The following is a 15679-nucleotide window of genomic DNA, read 5'->3' as shown; positions in this document are numbered from 1 at the left end:
TGACCGGTGCTCCGGTACCCGGTCACCGAGCCTGTCGAGGTGCGACATCCGCATCACCACCAACCTCACGAGAGGCAGCAGCCATGAGCGTCACCGAGCAGCAGGCGCGTCGCACCGCACCCGACGGAGCGGAACCGCTCGTGCGTCTCCGCGGGGTCACGAAGCGCTTCGACCGGACGGTCGCCCTGCAGCGCGTCGACCTCGACATCCGTCGTGGTGAGATCGTCGTCCTGCTCGGTCTGTCGGGCTCCGGCAAGTCGACGCTCCTCCGTCACCTGGACGGTCTCGAGCGGCCCACCTCCGGGTCCGTCTCGGTCCTCGGCGACGAGGTGCCGGCCCTCGGGCAGCGCGCCCTGCGCCGGCTCCGCGCCCGCGTCGGGTTCGTCTTCCAGCAGTTCGAGCTGGTCCCGTCGCTCACCGTCCTCGAGAACGTCCTGACCGGTTCGCTGGCGGGCGTCCGCGGACCGCGTCTCGGTATCTTCGGCTACGGCCGCACCCTGAAACTCAAGGCCCTCGGCCACCTCGACCGCGTCGGCCTCCTCGAGCGCGCCTACCAGCGCGCCGACACCCTCTCCGGCGGACAGCAGCAGCGCGTCGCCATCGCCAGAGCGCTCATGCAGGACCCCGAGATCCTCCTCGCCGACGAGCCCGTCGCCTCCCTCGACCCGGAGTCGAGCGAGCAGGTGATGGCCCTCATCCGCGAGATCGCGATCGACCGCGGACTCACCGTCGTGTGCAGCCTGCACCAGGTGGACCTCGCGCTCTCCTGGGGCGACCGCATCGTCGGTCTCCGCCACGGCGAGGTGGTCCTCGACACCACGACCGACGGCCTGTCGAAGACCGAGGTGATGGAGATCTACGGCCGGGTCGCGACGAGTACCCGTGAGCTGCAGGCGATCGCGGTTGAGTTGGAGACCGACGAGCTGCTCGGCGACCCCGACGACGACCTCCGCGGCCTGCTCGGGGTCGAGGAGCGCGTGGGCGAGGACGAACTGCCCGACGACCCGGAGTGGGAGTTCGACGCCGACGTCGACGGCCGCGAGCCCGACGAGCTCCGTCGACCTGGCAGGACCCGCTGATGGTCGTCACCGCGCCCGCGAAGACGGCACCGCCCGCCGGCCGCCCGCCAGGACTCTCCGGACCCGTTCCGGTCGGTCGGCTCCGCCCGCAGACGATCGCCGCCGTGCTCACGCTCGTCGCGCTGCTCGCGTTCTCGGTCTACTCGCTCCTCGAGGTCGGGATCTCGATCCCGAACATGGTGGCGAGCTGGGGCAACGCGGTCAACTTCTTCAACCGGGTGGGCACGATCACGTTCCCGCCGCCCGGGGAACTCCTGTCGCTCACCGCCCTCACCCTGGGGATCGTGATCTCCGGCACCGTCCTCGCGGCGGTGCTCTCGATCCCGGTCGCGTACCTCGCAGCCGCCAACACGACCCCGGGACCGGCCTGGCGCGCGGTCGGTCGGTTCGTCGGCGTGCTCAGCCGTGCCGTGCCCGACGTCGTCATCGCGATGATCCTCGTGCTCATGTTCTCGCTCGGCTCGCTGCCCGGCATCATCGCGATCGGGCTGCACTCCGTCGGCATGATCTCGAAGCTCTTCGCGGACGCGATCGAGCAGGTCGACGAGGGACCGCGACTCGCGATCCGGGCAGCCGGCGGCTCGAAGCTGCAGGAGTTCACCTCGGGAGTCTTGCCGCAGGTCCTCCCGTCCTGGGTGGCCACGGTCCTCCACCGCGGCGACATCAACCTGCGCGGTTCGGTCCTCCTCGGCTACGTCGGCGTCCTCGGCCTCGGCCGTGAACTGTCGCTCGCGTTCAAGTCACTCGACTACTCGCTCGGCATCGGACTCGCTATCGTCATCTTCGCCTTGTGCGTCGTCATGGAGATCGTGTCGAGCACCGTGCGGACCGTGATGCTCGGCGTGCAGCCGACCGGACGCGGACTCGGTGACCGCGTCGTGCGTCGGGTGGCCGCGGGCCGGGAGGCACGTCGCGTGGCGGGTGGGAGCAGCCGGACGGTCGCCACTCCGAGCGCCGAGTCCCGGATCGCCGCTGCAGCGAAGCGTCCGTGGACGCCCGCCCGCGTCCGCGACACCCTCGGTGCCTGGCTCGCCGTGGCGGTCGTGGTCTGGGGCGTCGTCGTGTCCGACATCCAGTGGGGGGACCTCGTGACGTTCTGGGCGAAGGCCCCCGACGTCCTCGTCCGACTCTGGCCCCCGTCGTTCGGCATGCGCACGACGGAGCAGATGGTCGAGGCGATGTTCGAGACCGTCGCGATCGCCTTCGCGGCGACCCTCATCGCCCTCGTCTGCTCGATCGTCATCGGGTCGCTCGCCGCACGGAACGTCGCCCCGAACCGCGGTGTCCGCACCGGCGCCCGGTTCGCACTCGTCGGCATCCGCGGCATTCCGGAACTCATCCTCGCGATCCTCCTGATCGTGGTCACCGGGCTCGGAGCCCAAGCGGGGACGCTCGCGCTCGGCATCTGCGGGATCGGCCTCCTCGGCAAGCTCATCGCCGACTCCTTCGAGGAGGTCGCGCCCGGACCGGAACGCGCCTTGACCGCCGTCGGTGCGACGCGCCCACAGGTCTACGCCGCCGCGACGCTCCCGCAGGGCGCCCGCGCACTGGTCGGGCACACCTTCTACACGCTCGACACGAACATCCGCGCCGCGACCATGCTCGGCATCGTCGGCGGAGGCGGCATCGGCTACTACCTGATCCAGGCGGACCAGGGCGGGAACTACGACCAGGTCACGGCCATCGTGCTGATGATCCTCGCGGTCGTCCTCGTCGTCGAGGGCATCGCCATGTGGATGCGGAGGGTGTTCTCGTGAGCGGACGACGGATGAGCGGCGGGGTCTCGGCGGCACGGGTCGGCCTCGGTGTCGGCTCGCTCGGTGCTTCGGCCGATCGCGCGGACGTCGTGATCGTGGGGGCCGGCATCGTCGGACTGTCCGCGGCGCTCGCCGCCGTGGACGCCGGTGCCGAGGTCGTGGTCGTCGAACGTTCGGCCGAAGCCCAGGGTGCGTCGGTCCGCAACTTCGGCCATCTGGCCGCGACGCCGCAGTCCGGGCTCGCCGCTCGCCTCGCCGCACGTTCGGCCGAGATCTGGCAGCGACTCGAACAGGACGCGGGACTGTGGGTCCGGCGCTCGGGCACGCACGTGGTCGCCCGGCACCTCGACGAGCTGCGCGTCCTCGAGGACTTCGCGGCGTCCCGTGCCCAGGCGGGAGCCGCGGCCGACGTCCGCCTGTACGACGCGGCCGAGTTCCTGCAGCAGGTGCCGATCAGTGCCGACGACGTGGTGGGCGGCGCCTGGCTGCCACGCGACCTCCAGGTGAACCCGCGTCAGGCCCTGGGCGCCGTCACGGCGTACCTGGAACGCCGCGGTGTCGAGTTCCGACGCCGGACGACCGTGACGGGACTGCGCTCCGGCTTCGTCGACACCAGCCGTGGCGTCATCGCCGCAGGCCTCACCGTGGTCGCGGTGAACCACGACATCGACACGCTCCTCCCCGAGCTGGCCGAGCGGGAGGCTGTCCGTCGATGCGCGCTCGACATGGTCCGGGTGCGCGGCGAGCTGCCGATGCCGATGCCGGCGCCGCTCCTGACCGGGTGGTCGCTCCTGCGCTACGCGGGATTCGCCGACTCGCCCGCCATCCCGGCCCTCCGGGAGCGACTGCAGCAGGATTACCCCGGGCTCGCCTCGCTCGACGTCAACCTCATGGCGACCCAGTTGCCGGACGGCTCGATCATCCTCGGCGACACCCACAGCCGCGGCGAGGCGGTCTCCCCGTTCCAGTCCGAGCACGCCTTCGACGAACTCCTGCGGGCAGGAAGCGCGCTGTTCGGGACGAGGCTCGACGTCCTCGAACGCTGGCAGGGCGTCTACGCCACCGCCCCGGAGGAGTTGCTCATCGACGAACCGACCCCGGGCGTCCGCGTGGTCGCCGCGACGACGGGCATCGGGATGACGACCGGACCCGCGCTCGGCGAGCTGGCCGTCGCCGAGCACCTCGGCCCGACCTTCTCGCCGGCGCAGCCGACCAGCATCCGTGCCGCATCAGCCCACCTTCAGAAAGGCCTCTCGTGACCAGCATCGATCGACCCCAGCAGGACAGCACCACGGCTCCCGACCTCGTCGACGACGTGGAGACCGACCTCGACGACCTCGACGAGCTGGAGGACGGGTTCGACGACGCACACGAGGACGACCTCCTGCTCGAACTGGTGGTCCTCGACCTCGCCGGGACGACGGTCTCGGACGACGGCGTCGTCGAGGACGCCTTCCGCGTCGCCGCCGAGACGATCGGCATCGACACCGAGGACGCGCTCGACGCGGCCATCGAGCTCGTCCGCGACACGATGGGCCAGTCGAAGCTCGACGTGTTCCTCATGCTCACCGACGGCGACGAGGCTCGCGCCGCCTCCGGCAACGCCGCCTTCGAAGAGGCCTACGAGCGCCTCGTCGTCGAGGGGCGCGTTGAGGCGATCCCCGGAGCAGAGGACACGGTCCGGCGGCTCCGCGAGCTCGGCGTGGGGGTCGTGTTCACCACCGGGTTCGCCCCGGCCACACGCGACGCACTCCTCGCGAGCCTCGGGTGGTCCGAGCTCGCCGACGACGCCCTGTCACCCGCCGACGCCGGCCGAGGGCGTCCAGCACCGGACCTGCCGCTGACGGCGCTCCTCCGGTTCGGCGCGAGCGCCGTCGACACCGTCGTCGTCGTCGGCGACACGGCCAGCGACATGCTGTCCGGGGTGAACGCCGGCGCGGGGCTCGTCGTCGGGGTGCTCACCGGAGCGCACGACGAGGAGACGCTGCTCGCGGCGGGCGCCGACGAGATCATCACGAGCATCGCCGAGCTGCCTGCGCTCCTCGGTCTCGACTGAACGACCGACCGGGGGAACCATGCACACGACGCTCACCGCGCACGCGGGCAACGACGTCTTCATCAGACCGTCGCCGATCGCGATGGTCTGGCAGGGGCCTGGGCACCCGCACCAGGCGATGGCGGTGCCCGGGGTGACGCTCGGGCCGGGGGACGTCCTCGTCGAGGTGGAACTGGCGACCGTGTGCGGCTCCGACGTGCACACCGTCCTCGGGCACCGTGACGCCGCCACACCGCTCGTCCTCGGGCACGAACAGGTGGGACGCGTCGTGGCGGTCGGGGGACCGGTCACGGCGGTGGACGGGACCGTCCTCGTCGCGGGGATGCGGGTCGTGTGGTCGGTCGTCGTGAGCTGCGGCGTCTGCGACCGCTGCTCCGCCGGCCTGGAGCAGAAGTGCCGCCGGCTCGCGAAGTACGGGCACGACCGGGTGCACCGCGGGTGGGAGTTGAGCGGTGGGTTCGCGACCCACGTCGAACTCCTCGAGGGCACGGCCATCGTCATCGTGGGGGAGACGCCGCCCGCCGCCGTCTTCGCGCCGGCGTCCTGCGCGACGGCCACCGCGATCGCCGCACTGGATGCGGCCGGGCACGACCTGCCCGGCACAGCGGTGCTCGTGACCGGCGCCGGGATGCTCGGGCTGACGGTCGCGGCCATCGCGACCGACGCCGGCGCGCGCGTCGTCGTGAGCGATCCGGACCCAGCCCGCCGGTTGCTCGCCGGTCGTTTCGGTGCCATCGCGACGGTCGACCCCACGATCGGCGACGCCGAGCACCTCGATGCCGCCCACCTCGCGGCGGGCGTCGAGGGCTTCCCGGTGGCCATCGAGATGTCCGGCGACGCCCGTGCCGTGGACGCCGCCATCGCGTCGCTGTCGATCGGCGGAACAGCTGTCCTCGTCGGCAGTGTGTCGCCCGGTGCGCCGCTCGGCATCGACGCCGAACGCATCGTCCGACGCCTCCTCACGGTGCGCGGGGCACACAACTACCGACCGCGGGATCTGGCGCGCGCGGTCGACTTCCTGACCGGTGCGTGGCGTCGATATCCGTTCGCCGAACTCGTCGGTCCGGAGTTCCCGCTGCAGGACGTCGACGACGCGCTCGTCGCAGCTGCATCGGGCGCGTTCCCGCGCGTCGGGGTCCGACCCTGAACGGACGACGGGGTGTGCTTCGTCCAGGCGCGGATCGTCCGACGAGCCCGGCGGGGTTCGGCCGACGGCTCGGCGATGGCACCCAGGGCGGCGTGACCCCTTCGAGCGCCCCCATTCCGGGGGCCATCGCCGTCGATCCGCCGCGGATTTCCGCCGATCTCTGCTCGTGAATCCCGCCGCATGACCCACCTTGTGGGGTATCCTCGGGCCATGACGGTCACGACTCGCCACCCCGGGGTGGTCCGTGTCGGTGGTCGCCTCATGGTCGTGGATCCCTTCGCGGAACGAGGCGAGCTCACCGAGGGTCAGCAGCGCGGTCACCAGCTGCGGCGGAGGATCACCCTCCTGCTCGGTGCCTTCCTCCTGCTCACGGGCTTCGTCGTCGGTGCGACGGTGGGTGTGGTCGTCGAGTGGTCGCTCGTCCACGACGGACGCTCGTCCGTGTCGCTCCCCGGCTTCGACCCGGAGTGGGCGCCCGGACTCGACGTCGTCGGCGCCTTGCTCGGTGCGATCCTCGTCGCCGTCCTCCTGCTCGTGTCCGCCGAGCGACGCAACCGGCGCCGTCGCCTGGACGGCGGGCACCAGCCGTCGCGGTGGATCGACCCGCTCAACGACCACCTCATCGGGCTGAGCGACGACCTCCCGTGGACCTCGCTCTGGACGCTCACGCGCATGTACGCCACCGCGGAGCGGCTGCAGCGCGAGCTGGTGGAACGCAGCGCAGCCCTCGGCGAGGTGGGCAGTGATGCTCAGTGCGATCTGGTCGAGGCGCGGTTCGCGGCCGACGATGCACGCGACGCGCTCGAGAAGACGGCCACGCTCATGGGTGTCATCGTGCCGGAGGGGCCGCTGCCCGATGCGCAGGCCATCCTGGCCGACAGTGCTCGGCTCCGTGCCCGTCGGAAGACGAGCTGACCTGCACCTCGGTCAGCGACCGGTGCCGGTGAGGCGCTCGAGGAGTTCGCGGTAGCGAGCGGCCGTCTGCGTGACGATCTCGGCAGGCAGCGTCGGTGGTGTGGGCGTCGAGGCGTCGTCCTGGTCCCAGTTGTGGGCCAACCAGTTGCGGACGATCTGCTTGTCGAAGCTCGCCATCCGTGCGGTGGGGTCGTCGCTCGTCAGGTAGACGTCGCGGTCCCAGTACCGGCTGGAGTCGGAGGTGAGCACCTCGTCGCCGAGCGTGATGACACCGGTCGAGGGGTTGCGGCCGAACTCGAACTTCGTGTCGGCGAGGATGACGCCGTGGCGCTCCGCCGTCAGTGACGCCGTCTCGTAGATGCCGAGTGACAGGTCCTTCAGCGCGACCGCGTCATCCTCGCCGATGAGTTCGACCATGCGGGAGAACGAGATGTTCTCGTCGTGCTCGCCGAGCGGCGCCTTGTACGCGGGGGTGAACAGCGGCTCGGGCAGGCGATCGCCGTCGCGCAGGCCGTCGGGCAGCGGAATGCCGCAGACGGTGCGGTTCGCGACGTACTCCTTCCAGCCGGAGCCGGTGAGGTAGCCGCGGACGACGCACTCGACGGGGAACATGTCGAGCTTCCGGACGAGCATCGCGCGACCGGCGAACTCCGCCGGGATGCTGGACACCGCGACGCCCGCGGCGTCGAGCTCGTGATCGGGCACGAGGTGGTTCGGCACGTCGCGGAGCTGGTCGAACCACCAGAGGCTCAGGCTGGTGAGCAGATCGCCCTTGCCGGGGATGCCCGGCTCGAGCACGTGGTCGAAGGCGCTCACCCGGTCGCTCGCGACGACGAGCAACAGGTCGTCGGGCCCGGCGGCCGGCTCGTACAGGTCGCGGACCTTGCCCGAGTAGACGTGGTTCCAGGCGTTGGTCTCCGAGGGTGCGCTCACTCGTTCATTATCGTGCATCGGCGGTGGCCGGGTCGGTCGCCAGGGCTTGCGACCTTGCGGCGGTACACGTATATTCCACATGGAATAGTTCGTGCGGAGTGATGGGACGGTCATGGGAACGGTCAAGCCGCTCGGCATGCTCGCCGTCGCCGCGCTCGGATACCTGGCCGAGCGCCCCATGCACCCCTACGAGATGTACCAACTCGCGCTCCACCGCCAGGAGGACCGCGTCGTCAAGGTGAGCCCTGGCTCGTTGTATCGGGCCGTCTATGCACTCGAGGCCGACGGCCTCGTGGTCGCGTCAGGAGTCGACCGCGAGGGTGCCCGGCCCGAGCGGACCACGTTCGAGATCACCGAACGCGGTCGACACCTGCACGAGGAGCGGCTGCGCGAGCTGCTCAGCACCCCCACGAACGAGTACCCGGAGTTCGGGCTCGCGCTGTCCGAGGCGCACGAGCTGGACGCCGAGGAGGTGCGGATGCTGCTCGAGACCCGCATCCTCCGGCAGCGGGCCGAACTCGCCGACCTCGAGCGCCGCATGACCTGGGCACTGGAGCGCGAGATCCCGCGCGTGTATTGGATGAACGTCCCCTACTCGGCCGCCATGCTGCGTGCCGAGATCGCCCACCTCGAGTCCCTGCTCGCCGAGATCGCCGACGGCGCACTCGTCTGGCACGTGCCGGGGACCCGTGCCCCGCTCCACGAGCAGGCGGCGACCCCGCCGGTGTCCACTCGGACGACACCCTCCACCTGATCCTTCGGGACCGACGACCCGTCCGGTCGCGTTCTCGCTCAGCCTCGCGTTCCGAACGCGAACCGTCCTCCATGCAGAAAGGGACATCATGTCCACCACCCCCACCACGCCTCCCCAGGGCGTCTCCGGTCCGACACCCGGGGCCGTGCGCCCCTGGCCTGCGCTCTGGTCGCTCGTCATCGGATTCTTCATGATCCTCATCGACACGACCATCGTGTCCGTGGCCAACCCCGCGATCATGCGCGGCCTCGACACCGGCATCAACAACGTCATCTGGGTGACGAGCGCCTACCTGCTCGCCTACGCCGTGCCGCTCCTCATCACCGGCCGCCTCGGCGACCGCTTCGGCCCGAAGAACCTCTACCTCATCGGCCTCGTCGTCTTCACGCTCGCCTCACTCTGGTGCGGCCTGTCGGGCTCCATCGAGATGCTCATCGTCGCCCGCGTCGTGCAGGGTCTCGGCGCCGCGCTCATGACCCCGCAGACGATGGCCGTCATCACCCGCATCTTCCCTCCGGACCGCCGCGGTGCGGCCATGGGCCTCTGGGGAGCGACCGCTGGTGTCGCGACACTCGTCGGCCCGATCCTCGGTGGGGTACTCGTCGACGGCTTCGGGTGGGAGTGGATCTTCTTCATCAACGTGCCCGTCGGTGTCATCGGCTTCATCATGGTCTGGCGGAACGTCCCCGCGCTCGCCACGCACCCGCACAAGTTCGACGTGCTCGGGGTCGTCCTGAGCGGGCTCGGGATGTTCCTCCTCGTGTTCGGCATCCAGGAGGGCCAGAGCTACGACTGGGGCACGATCACCGGTCCGATCACCGTGTGGAGTCTCATCATCGCCGGTGTCGTCGTCCTCGGCCTGTTCGTCGTGTGGCAGGCCGTCATGAAGGGTGAGCCGCTGCTCCCGCTGGCGTTGTTCCGCGATCGCAACTTCTCGGTCGGCAACCTCGCGATCTCGACGATCGGGTTCACGATCACGAGCATGTCGCTGCCGCTCGTCTTCTTCTACCAGACCGTCCGCGGCCTGACCCCGACGCAGTCCGCGCTCATGCTCGTCCCGATGGCCGTACTCTCCGCCGGGCTCGCGCCCGTGGTCGGGCGGGCGATCGACCGCGTGAACCCGAAGTGGTTCGCTCTCGCAGGGCTCCTCCTGCTGGCCCTCGCGCTCGGCTGGTACTCGATCCTCCTCACGCCGGAGCAGCCGATCCTCATGCTGCTCCTCCCGAGCGCCGTCCTCGGTCTCGCCAACGGCTTCATGTGGGGACCAGTGTCCAACCTCACCACCCGGGGCCTCCCGCAGCACCAGGCCGGCGCCGGCTCAGGCGTGTTCAACACGACGCGTCAGATCGGAGCCGTCCTCGGCAGCGCGGCCATCGCCGCGCTCATCCAGGGGCGCCTCGCGGCCGAGCTGCCCGCTGCACCCGGAGGGGCGGCCGGCGGCGTGAGCGAGGTGACGGGTGGCGAGCTGCCCGAGTTCCTGCACGCCGGGTTCACCACCGCCATGGCCCAGTCGTTGCTCCTCCCGGCAGCCCTCGCGCTCGTGGGCGCGGTCGTCGTCCTGTTCTTCCAGAAACCGAAGGCGGCCGCCTGGTCGACCCCGGAGACCCAGCACGGACAGGCCGCCGCGGTCGCCGCCACCGCCCGGTCCGAAGCCGAGTAGCGGCTCCGCCGACAGGGCGACACCGGACGGTCACGGACTGAGGAGGTCCGTGACCGTCCTGGTGTCGCCGTTCCAGAACCGGACCCCGGTGACGAGCCCGGACGGGAGCTCGCCGAGCGACCGGAGCCCGTCGAGTGCCGCCGCGGTCTGCTCGCCGGCGACGCGTCGGGAGAGCGTCACATGGGGTGTCCAGGCGCCAGGCCGGGTGTGCTCGAACGCACCGGTGACGTCTCCGGCCACACGTCCGTGCAACTCCAGCAGCTCGTGCGTGGGGATCACCGTGAGTGCGAGGACGGCGCCCGAGCGACGCGGGAACAACAGCGGAGCCCCGAGCCGGACGTCGAACGGTCGGAAGGCCGGCCGCCCGGTGAGCTCGAGGTCCTCGCCGGCCGACAGCGTGACGTGAGGACGGTTGCTGGCGCCGCGATGCGTGGCGAGACTGCTGATGCCGAGGTCGAGGAGCGCTTGCCAGCGGTCGCGGACGGCGGCCTCGAGGGCCTCATCGAACGTCAGATCGACGCTGCGCACCGGTCAGCCGATCGGGAAGAAGCCGTGTACGGCGGCGGCGAAGGATCGCGGCTGCTCCACCCAGGGGTAGTGTCCGCACCCGTCGAGCACGATGGCCTGGCCGAGCGGGAACCGCTTCGCGAGGTCGACGACGGGCGCGAGTCCCGTCAGGCCGTCTTCGGAGCCCGCGACCACGAGGACGGGAGCCGTCACGGTGCGCAGGGCGTCGCGGATGTCCTCGACCTCGTCGATCGTGGGGGTGTGCACGAACGCGTCCTGCGCGGCCGGGTGCCAGGCGCCCAGACGCTCGTGTTCGCGGGCGGTGTCGTCCCATTCGCCCCAGGCGATGGGCGCCACCGCCGGGAACAAGCGGTTCCCCGACGCGGAGTCCGGCGCCGCGAGCAGCGCGGGCAGCGCCTCGAGGAAGCCGGGGTACCAGTCCTCCGCCGCGTGCCGGGCGATGATCTCCGCGCTGTCGTCGTCCGTGTCGACGAGCCAGGTGGCGGGCGGCGTGATGAGGCACAGGCGGTCGAGCCGGTGCGGGTAGCGTGCGGCGTAGCTCACGGCGACGCGGGTACCGGCGGAGTGCCCGAGGAGTTCGAGGCGGTCGACGTCCAGCCAGCGACGCACGGCCTCGACGTCCTCGGCGAGTTCCGGCCAGCTCGCCGCAGCGGTCGACGATCCGCTCTCGGACCGTCCCACCCCGCGTTGGTGCAGCACGATGAGGCGACGCCTGGTGCTCAGGCCGCCGAGATCACCGAGGTAGACCGGGTGACGTGCCGGACCGCCGGCGAGGACGACGAGGGGCGGCAGGGCGTCGTCGCCGATCACGTCCACGTGCAGTCTGGTGCCGTCGTGACTCTCGACGACGGCCGATGACCCGGTTCCCGCTGCGGCGCTCATCCGGGCCGCGATCAGGAGACGCGTGCGGCGATGTCGGTGCGGTACTGACCGCCCTCGAGTTCGATGCGCGACAGCGCCTCGTACGCACGTCCGCGCGCCTCGGGGAACGTGGATCCGAGGGCCACGACGTTGAGGACGCGGCCGCCGGTGGCGACCAGGCCACCGTCGACGTCGGCCGTCGCGGCGTGGACGAGGTGGACCCCCTCGACGGCGACGGCGGCGTCGAGGCCGGTGATGCTCCGGCCGGTGACGGGCGTCTCGGGGTAGTTCTGGCTCGCGAGCACCACGGTCACCGCGCTCGCCTCGGCGAACGCGGGACGCGGCTGCTCGCCGAGCGTTCCGGTGGCCGAGCCGAGCAGGAGCGCCGACAGCGGGGTGACGAGCCGGGGGAGGACGACCTGCGTCTCCGGGTCGCCGAAGCGCGCGTTGAACTCGATCACGCGGATCCCGCGTTCGGTGAGGATGAGTCCGGCGTAGAGGAGGCCCTGGAACGGGTTGCCCTCCGACGCCAGCTGCCGCACGACGGGGACGGCGACGGTCTCGAGGACCTCGTCGACGAAGGCCGTCTCGCTGCCGAAGCGGTTGTCGAGCCACGGCAGCGGGGAGTAGGCGCCCATGCCGCCGGTGTTCGGGCCGGCGTCGCCGTCGAGCAGCCGCTTGTAGTCCTGCGCGGGGGAGAGCGGGAGCACCGTCTCGCCGTCGGTGATGAAGAAGAGGGAGACCTCCTGGCCGTCGAGGAACTCCTCGACGAGGACGCCGCCGTAGCCGAGCCAGTTGGTGGCGTGCTGGATGGCCGCATCGCGGTCGTGGGTGACGAGGACGCCCTTGCCCGCCGCGAGGCCGTCGGCCTTGACGACGTACGGGGCACCGAAGTCGTCGAGCGCGGCGATCGCTGCGTCGAGGTCCTCGGCGCGGACCGCGCGACCGGTGGGTACGCCGGCTTCGTCCATGATCCGCTTCGCGAAGGACTTCGAGCCCTCGAGTGCGGCCGCTGAGCGGTTGGGGCCGAAGACCGGGATGCCGGCGGCGCGCAGCTTGTCGGCCACGCCGGCGACGAGCGGGGCCTCGGGCCCGATGACGACGAGGTCGACCGCTTCGTCCCGGGCGAAGTCGCGCACGATCGAGGGGTTCTCCTGGTCGATGCCGACCACGGTCACGTCGCCCGCGATGCCCGCGTTGCCGGGGGCGGCGATGATGTGGTGCCCGGCCTCTTCGGAGAGGAGAGCCTTGATGATGGCGTGCTCGCGAGCACCGGAACCGAGGACGAGGATCTTCACCCGTCTAGCTTAAGGCGCAATGGCCTAGCCTCGAATGCATGGCCAGACCCAGGATCACGGACGCCGTCGGTCGCGCTGCCCTGGAGCAGGCGCTCGGGGACGCACCGGCGTCGCGCACGGACACGGCGACGGCGGTCCGCTACCTGTTGGAGCTCCTCGTCGAGCGGGCGCCCGGCAACACCGTCGAGGTGCGGGTGCCGCCGTTCGGTGCGGTGCAGTGCATCGAGGGCCCCCGCCACACCCGCGGCACGCCGCCGAACGTCATCGAGATGGACGCACCGACCTGGCTCGCGCTCGCCTCCGGCCGCATCGACTGGACCACGGCGATGGCCGGCGGCACGGTGCACGCGTCCGGCCAGCGGGCCGACCTCACGGGCCTCGTGCCGCTGCTCCTGCCGCGCTGACCGTTCGGCGGGATTCCACGTGCTGCCGCGAGCGAACCGGGGTGGTGCATCACCGCCTCGTGCGCTGTGATGGAGGCATGAGCACGAATCGGCTGTTGGTCCTGGGCGGGACGGAGTTCGTGGGGCGAGCGGTCGTCGACGAGGCCGTCGCCGCCGGCTGGGAGGTCAGCGTCTTCCATCGCGGTACGAACCGTTCCTCGCCGTCGGATGCGGTCACCGTGCTGCACGGCGACCGGACGATGCCCGGCGGACTCGACGCGCTCCGGGCCGGGTCGTGGGACGTCGTCGTCGACACCTGGTCGTGGGCTCCGGTCGCCGTCCGCGACGCGGCCGCGCTGCTGGCGGACCGGGTCGGGAGCTACGTGTACGTCTCGAGTCGTTCGGTCTACGCCGACCCGCTCCCCGCCGGCGCCGCCGAGGACGCGCCGGTCGTCGACGGGTCGGCGCACGACGACGGCTTCGCGGACTACGCCCGTGCCAAGCGCGGCGGTGAGTTGGCCGCCGTGCAGGCGTTCGGCGATCGAGCGGTCCTGGCGCGAGCCGGCCTCATCCTCGGTCCGCACGAGAACATCGGGCGGCTTCCCTGGTGGCTGGACCGGATCGCCGAGGGAGGCGAGGTGCTCGCCCCCGGCGCCGCTTCCGACCCCATCCAGTACATCGATGCGCGGGATCTCGCGGCCTTCCTCCTCACCGCCGGTTCGACGGGCGCGAGTGGTGCGTTCAACGTCGTGAGCGAGCCGCGGGCGACGACGCTGGGGGAGCTGCTCGACGCCTGCATCGCCGCGACCGGGTCGGCTGCGACCCTCCGCTGGGTGGATCAGGAGCGGGTGCTCGCGGCCGGGATCCAACCTTGGACCCAGCTACCCGTCTGGATCCCCAGCGGACCGGACGCCGACGCGATGCATCACGGCGACGTCTCGCGTGCGATGGCGGCGGGTCTCCGTCGTCGTCCCCTCGCCGAGACCGTCGCCGACACCTGGAGTTGGCTGCAGGCTCTCGGCGGCGTGGCGCCGCAGCGTCCGGACCGGCCCGTCGTCGGACTGGACCGCGCCGTCGAGCGGGCCGTGCTCGCCGGGAGCTGACGGCTGTCAGCGGATCTCGCGGAGGAGGGCGAGCCGGCTGCGCGTCCTCACCGCGTCGCGGGCGAAGCCGCCCGGACCGAGGGCGGGATCGGTCATGAAGGTCTCCTGGTCGGTGGCGGCCACGACGTGGAGTTCGATGCCGAGATCGCACAGGGCGTCGACGAGGTGGACGAATCGGGCGCGGGCCTCCCGGGTGAGGGCGTGGGACTCGGGCAGTGCGTCGAGGACCCACCGGTCGTAGTTCGCCGCCCAGGCGAGGTAGTCGCCGACCGAGGTCGGACGCTCGATGAGTTCGGCGCTGGCGAACCAGAGGACGCCGTCGCGCGCTGCGGCTGCATGGAACGTGTGGCCACTGATCGTCAGCGTCGTCGCCTCGCCCGGCCCCGGACGGTGGAGGCCGAGTGCCGCGAGGTGGGCGTCCACGGCCTCGCCGACGACGGACCAGCTGCCACGGGCGAAGCCGTCGCGGTGCCTGACCGGGGAGCTGCGACGGTGGTCGGTCGAGCCGGCGAGTTCGAGCACCTGCATGTTCGCCTCGATCAGGGCGATGCCGGGCTCGAAGATGTGGTGGTAAGCCGGGTCGGGCAGCAGGTCCTGCGGTCGGGAGTTCGAGCTGGTCAAGAGGGTCACCTGTCGGGCGAAGAGCGCGTCGAGCAGTCGGATCATGAGCGCGCCGTCGCCGGGATCGTGCACCTGGAACTCGTCGAAGAGCACGACATCCACCTCGTCCAGCAGTTCGTCGACGGCTTGCTCGACCGCGTTCGTCACCGCTCCGGCCGCCGCGCGGGACCCGGCGCCCGGCTCGCCCGTCGCCCGGGCGGCGTCGGCGGCCTCCGTGCGGACCCGGTGGATCGCGGCGTGCAGCCCACGGAAGAAGGAGTGGAAGTGGACGCGGCGCCTCCGATGCGTCGGGAGCGCTGCGAAGAACGCGTCGAGGAGCCAGGTCTTGCCCCGCCCGGCCGCACCCCACAGGTACAGGTGCGCGGGTCGATCCTCGGCGATCCGGAGTGACGCCAGACGCCTCGCCACCTCCAGCTGCTCCGGCTCGAGCGTGAACCCGGCGTCGGCGGCGGCGGACTCGACCGCCGAGAGCAGGGTGTCGTCGGGAGGGATCGGAGCGGGATCGGTCGTCTCGGTCCCCGTCGTGTCCACCGCTCGATCGTACCCGTCGGCATCTCGATCGCGGCCGTTCACCATCGGTTCAC

The 15679-nt window shown here is 71.4% G+C and carries 15 protein-coding genes; 10 read left to right on the top strand and 5 right to left on the bottom strand.

Annotated elements, in window-relative coordinates; all coding sequences use genetic code 11:
* The first annotated feature begins 83 nt into the window (after window positions 1-83).
* The 6 genes from phnC to ITJ62_RS00965 all read left to right on the top strand — a co-directional run bounded on the left by phnC (window position 84) and on the right by ITJ62_RS00965 (window position 6954).
* The gene (gene phnC / locus ITJ62_RS00990) at window positions 84-1079 is read left to right on the top strand and encodes a phosphonate ABC transporter ATP-binding protein (protein WP_194599339.1); all 996 of its coding nucleotides are present in this window, start codon (window positions 84-86) and stop codon (window positions 1077-1079) included.
* Window positions 1079-2836: a phosphonate ABC transporter, permease protein PhnE gene (phnE, locus tag ITJ62_RS00985; protein ID WP_194599338.1), complete on the top strand. Its 1758-nt coding sequence runs from the start codon at window positions 1079-1081 to the stop codon at window positions 2834-2836. The genes phnC and phnE overlap by 1 nt, the downstream gene beginning before the upstream one ends.
* Window positions 2833-4095, top strand: a complete 1263-nt coding sequence (locus ITJ62_RS00980) for a TIGR03364 family FAD-dependent oxidoreductase (RefSeq protein WP_370581779.1) — start codon at window positions 2833-2835, stop codon at window positions 4093-4095. Before phnE ends, ITJ62_RS00980 begins: the two co-directional genes overlap by 4 nt.
* Window positions 4092-4892, top strand: a complete 801-nt coding sequence (locus ITJ62_RS00975) for an HAD family hydrolase (protein ID WP_370581778.1) — start codon at window positions 4092-4094, stop codon at window positions 4890-4892. The genes ITJ62_RS00980 and ITJ62_RS00975 overlap by 4 nt, the downstream gene beginning before the upstream one ends.
* A 19-nt stretch (window positions 4893-4911) precedes the next feature.
* On the top strand, window positions 4912-6039 hold the full coding sequence (locus ITJ62_RS00970) for a zinc-binding dehydrogenase (RefSeq protein ID WP_194599337.1): 1128 nt from the start codon (window positions 4912-4914) through the stop codon (window positions 6037-6039).
* Window positions 6040-6249: 210 nt separating this feature from the next.
* The gene (locus ITJ62_RS00965; RefSeq protein WP_194599336.1) at window positions 6250-6954 is read left to right on the top strand and encodes a hypothetical protein; all 705 of its coding nucleotides are present in this window, start codon (window positions 6250-6252) and stop codon (window positions 6952-6954) included.
* A 12-nt stretch (window positions 6955-6966) separates the two neighbouring features.
* Here the strand turns inward: ITJ62_RS00965 and ITJ62_RS00960 are convergent, their stop codons facing one another.
* Window positions 6967-7905, bottom strand: a complete 939-nt coding sequence (locus ITJ62_RS00960) for a phosphoribosylaminoimidazolesuccinocarboxamide synthase (protein ID WP_194599335.1) — start codon at window positions 7903-7905, stop codon at window positions 6967-6969.
* Window positions 7906-7999: 94 nt separating this feature from the next.
* Here ITJ62_RS00960 and ITJ62_RS00955 point away from each other — a divergent pair, with 94 nt between their 5' ends.
* Together ITJ62_RS00955 and ITJ62_RS00950 are read left to right on the top strand one after the other, a co-directional pair.
* Window positions 8000-8641, top strand: a complete 642-nt coding sequence (locus ITJ62_RS00955; RefSeq protein WP_194599334.1) for a PadR family transcriptional regulator — start codon at window positions 8000-8002, stop codon at window positions 8639-8641.
* Window positions 8642-8729: 88 nt separating this feature from the next.
* A complete protein-coding gene (locus tag ITJ62_RS00950) occupies window positions 8730-10301 on the top strand; it encodes a DHA2 family efflux MFS transporter permease subunit (protein WP_194599333.1) in 1572 nt (523 codons plus the stop codon).
* A 30-nt stretch (window positions 10302-10331) separates the two neighbouring features.
* Here the strand turns inward: ITJ62_RS00950 and ITJ62_RS00945 are convergent, their stop codons facing one another.
* From ITJ62_RS00945 to purD, 3 genes are read right to left on the bottom strand one after another with little or no spacing between them, the layout of a single operon-like run.
* Entirely contained in the window at window positions 10332-10829 is a 498-nt protein-coding gene (locus ITJ62_RS00945) for a 2'-5' RNA ligase family protein (protein ID WP_194599332.1), read from the bottom strand.
* A 3-nt stretch (window positions 10830-10832) separates the two neighbouring features.
* Complete coding sequence (locus ITJ62_RS00940; protein ID WP_079705067.1) at window positions 10833-11711, bottom strand: alpha/beta fold hydrolase; 879 nt, start codon at window positions 11709-11711, stop codon at window positions 10833-10835.
* Window positions 11712-11722: 11 nt separating this feature from the next.
* Window positions 11723-12988 (bottom strand): phosphoribosylamine--glycine ligase, encoded by a 1266-nt coding sequence (purD, locus tag ITJ62_RS00935; RefSeq protein WP_194599331.1) that lies wholly within the window; start codon window positions 12986-12988, stop codon window positions 11723-11725.
* Between the two features lie 38 nt (window positions 12989-13026).
* Here purD and ITJ62_RS00930 point away from each other — a divergent pair, with 38 nt between their 5' ends.
* The gene (locus ITJ62_RS00930) at window positions 13027-13392 is read left to right on the top strand and encodes a sterol carrier family protein (RefSeq protein WP_064294203.1); all 366 of its coding nucleotides are present in this window, start codon (window positions 13027-13029) and stop codon (window positions 13390-13392) included.
* Window positions 13393-13469: 77 nt separating this feature from the next.
* On the top strand, window positions 13470-14474 hold the full coding sequence (locus ITJ62_RS00925) for an NAD-dependent epimerase/dehydratase family protein (RefSeq protein ID WP_194599330.1): 1005 nt from the start codon (window positions 13470-13472) through the stop codon (window positions 14472-14474).
* A 6-nt stretch (window positions 14475-14480) separates the two neighbouring features.
* Here ITJ62_RS00925 and zapE read toward each other — a convergent pair whose 3' ends face one another.
* Window positions 14481-15626, bottom strand: a complete 1146-nt coding sequence (zapE, locus tag ITJ62_RS00920; protein WP_194599329.1) for a cell division protein ZapE — start codon at window positions 15624-15626, stop codon at window positions 14481-14483.
* Between the last annotated feature and the right edge of the window lie 53 nt (window positions 15627-15679).

It is taken from the genome of Plantibacter sp. VKM Ac-2876 (assembly GCF_015350715.1).
Taxonomy (GTDB): Bacteria; Actinomycetota; Actinomycetes; order Actinomycetales; family Microbacteriaceae; genus Plantibacter; species Plantibacter auratus.
The sequence above is the reverse complement of the archived record's forward strand: the minus strand, read 5'-3'. Positions and strand labels throughout refer to the sequence as shown.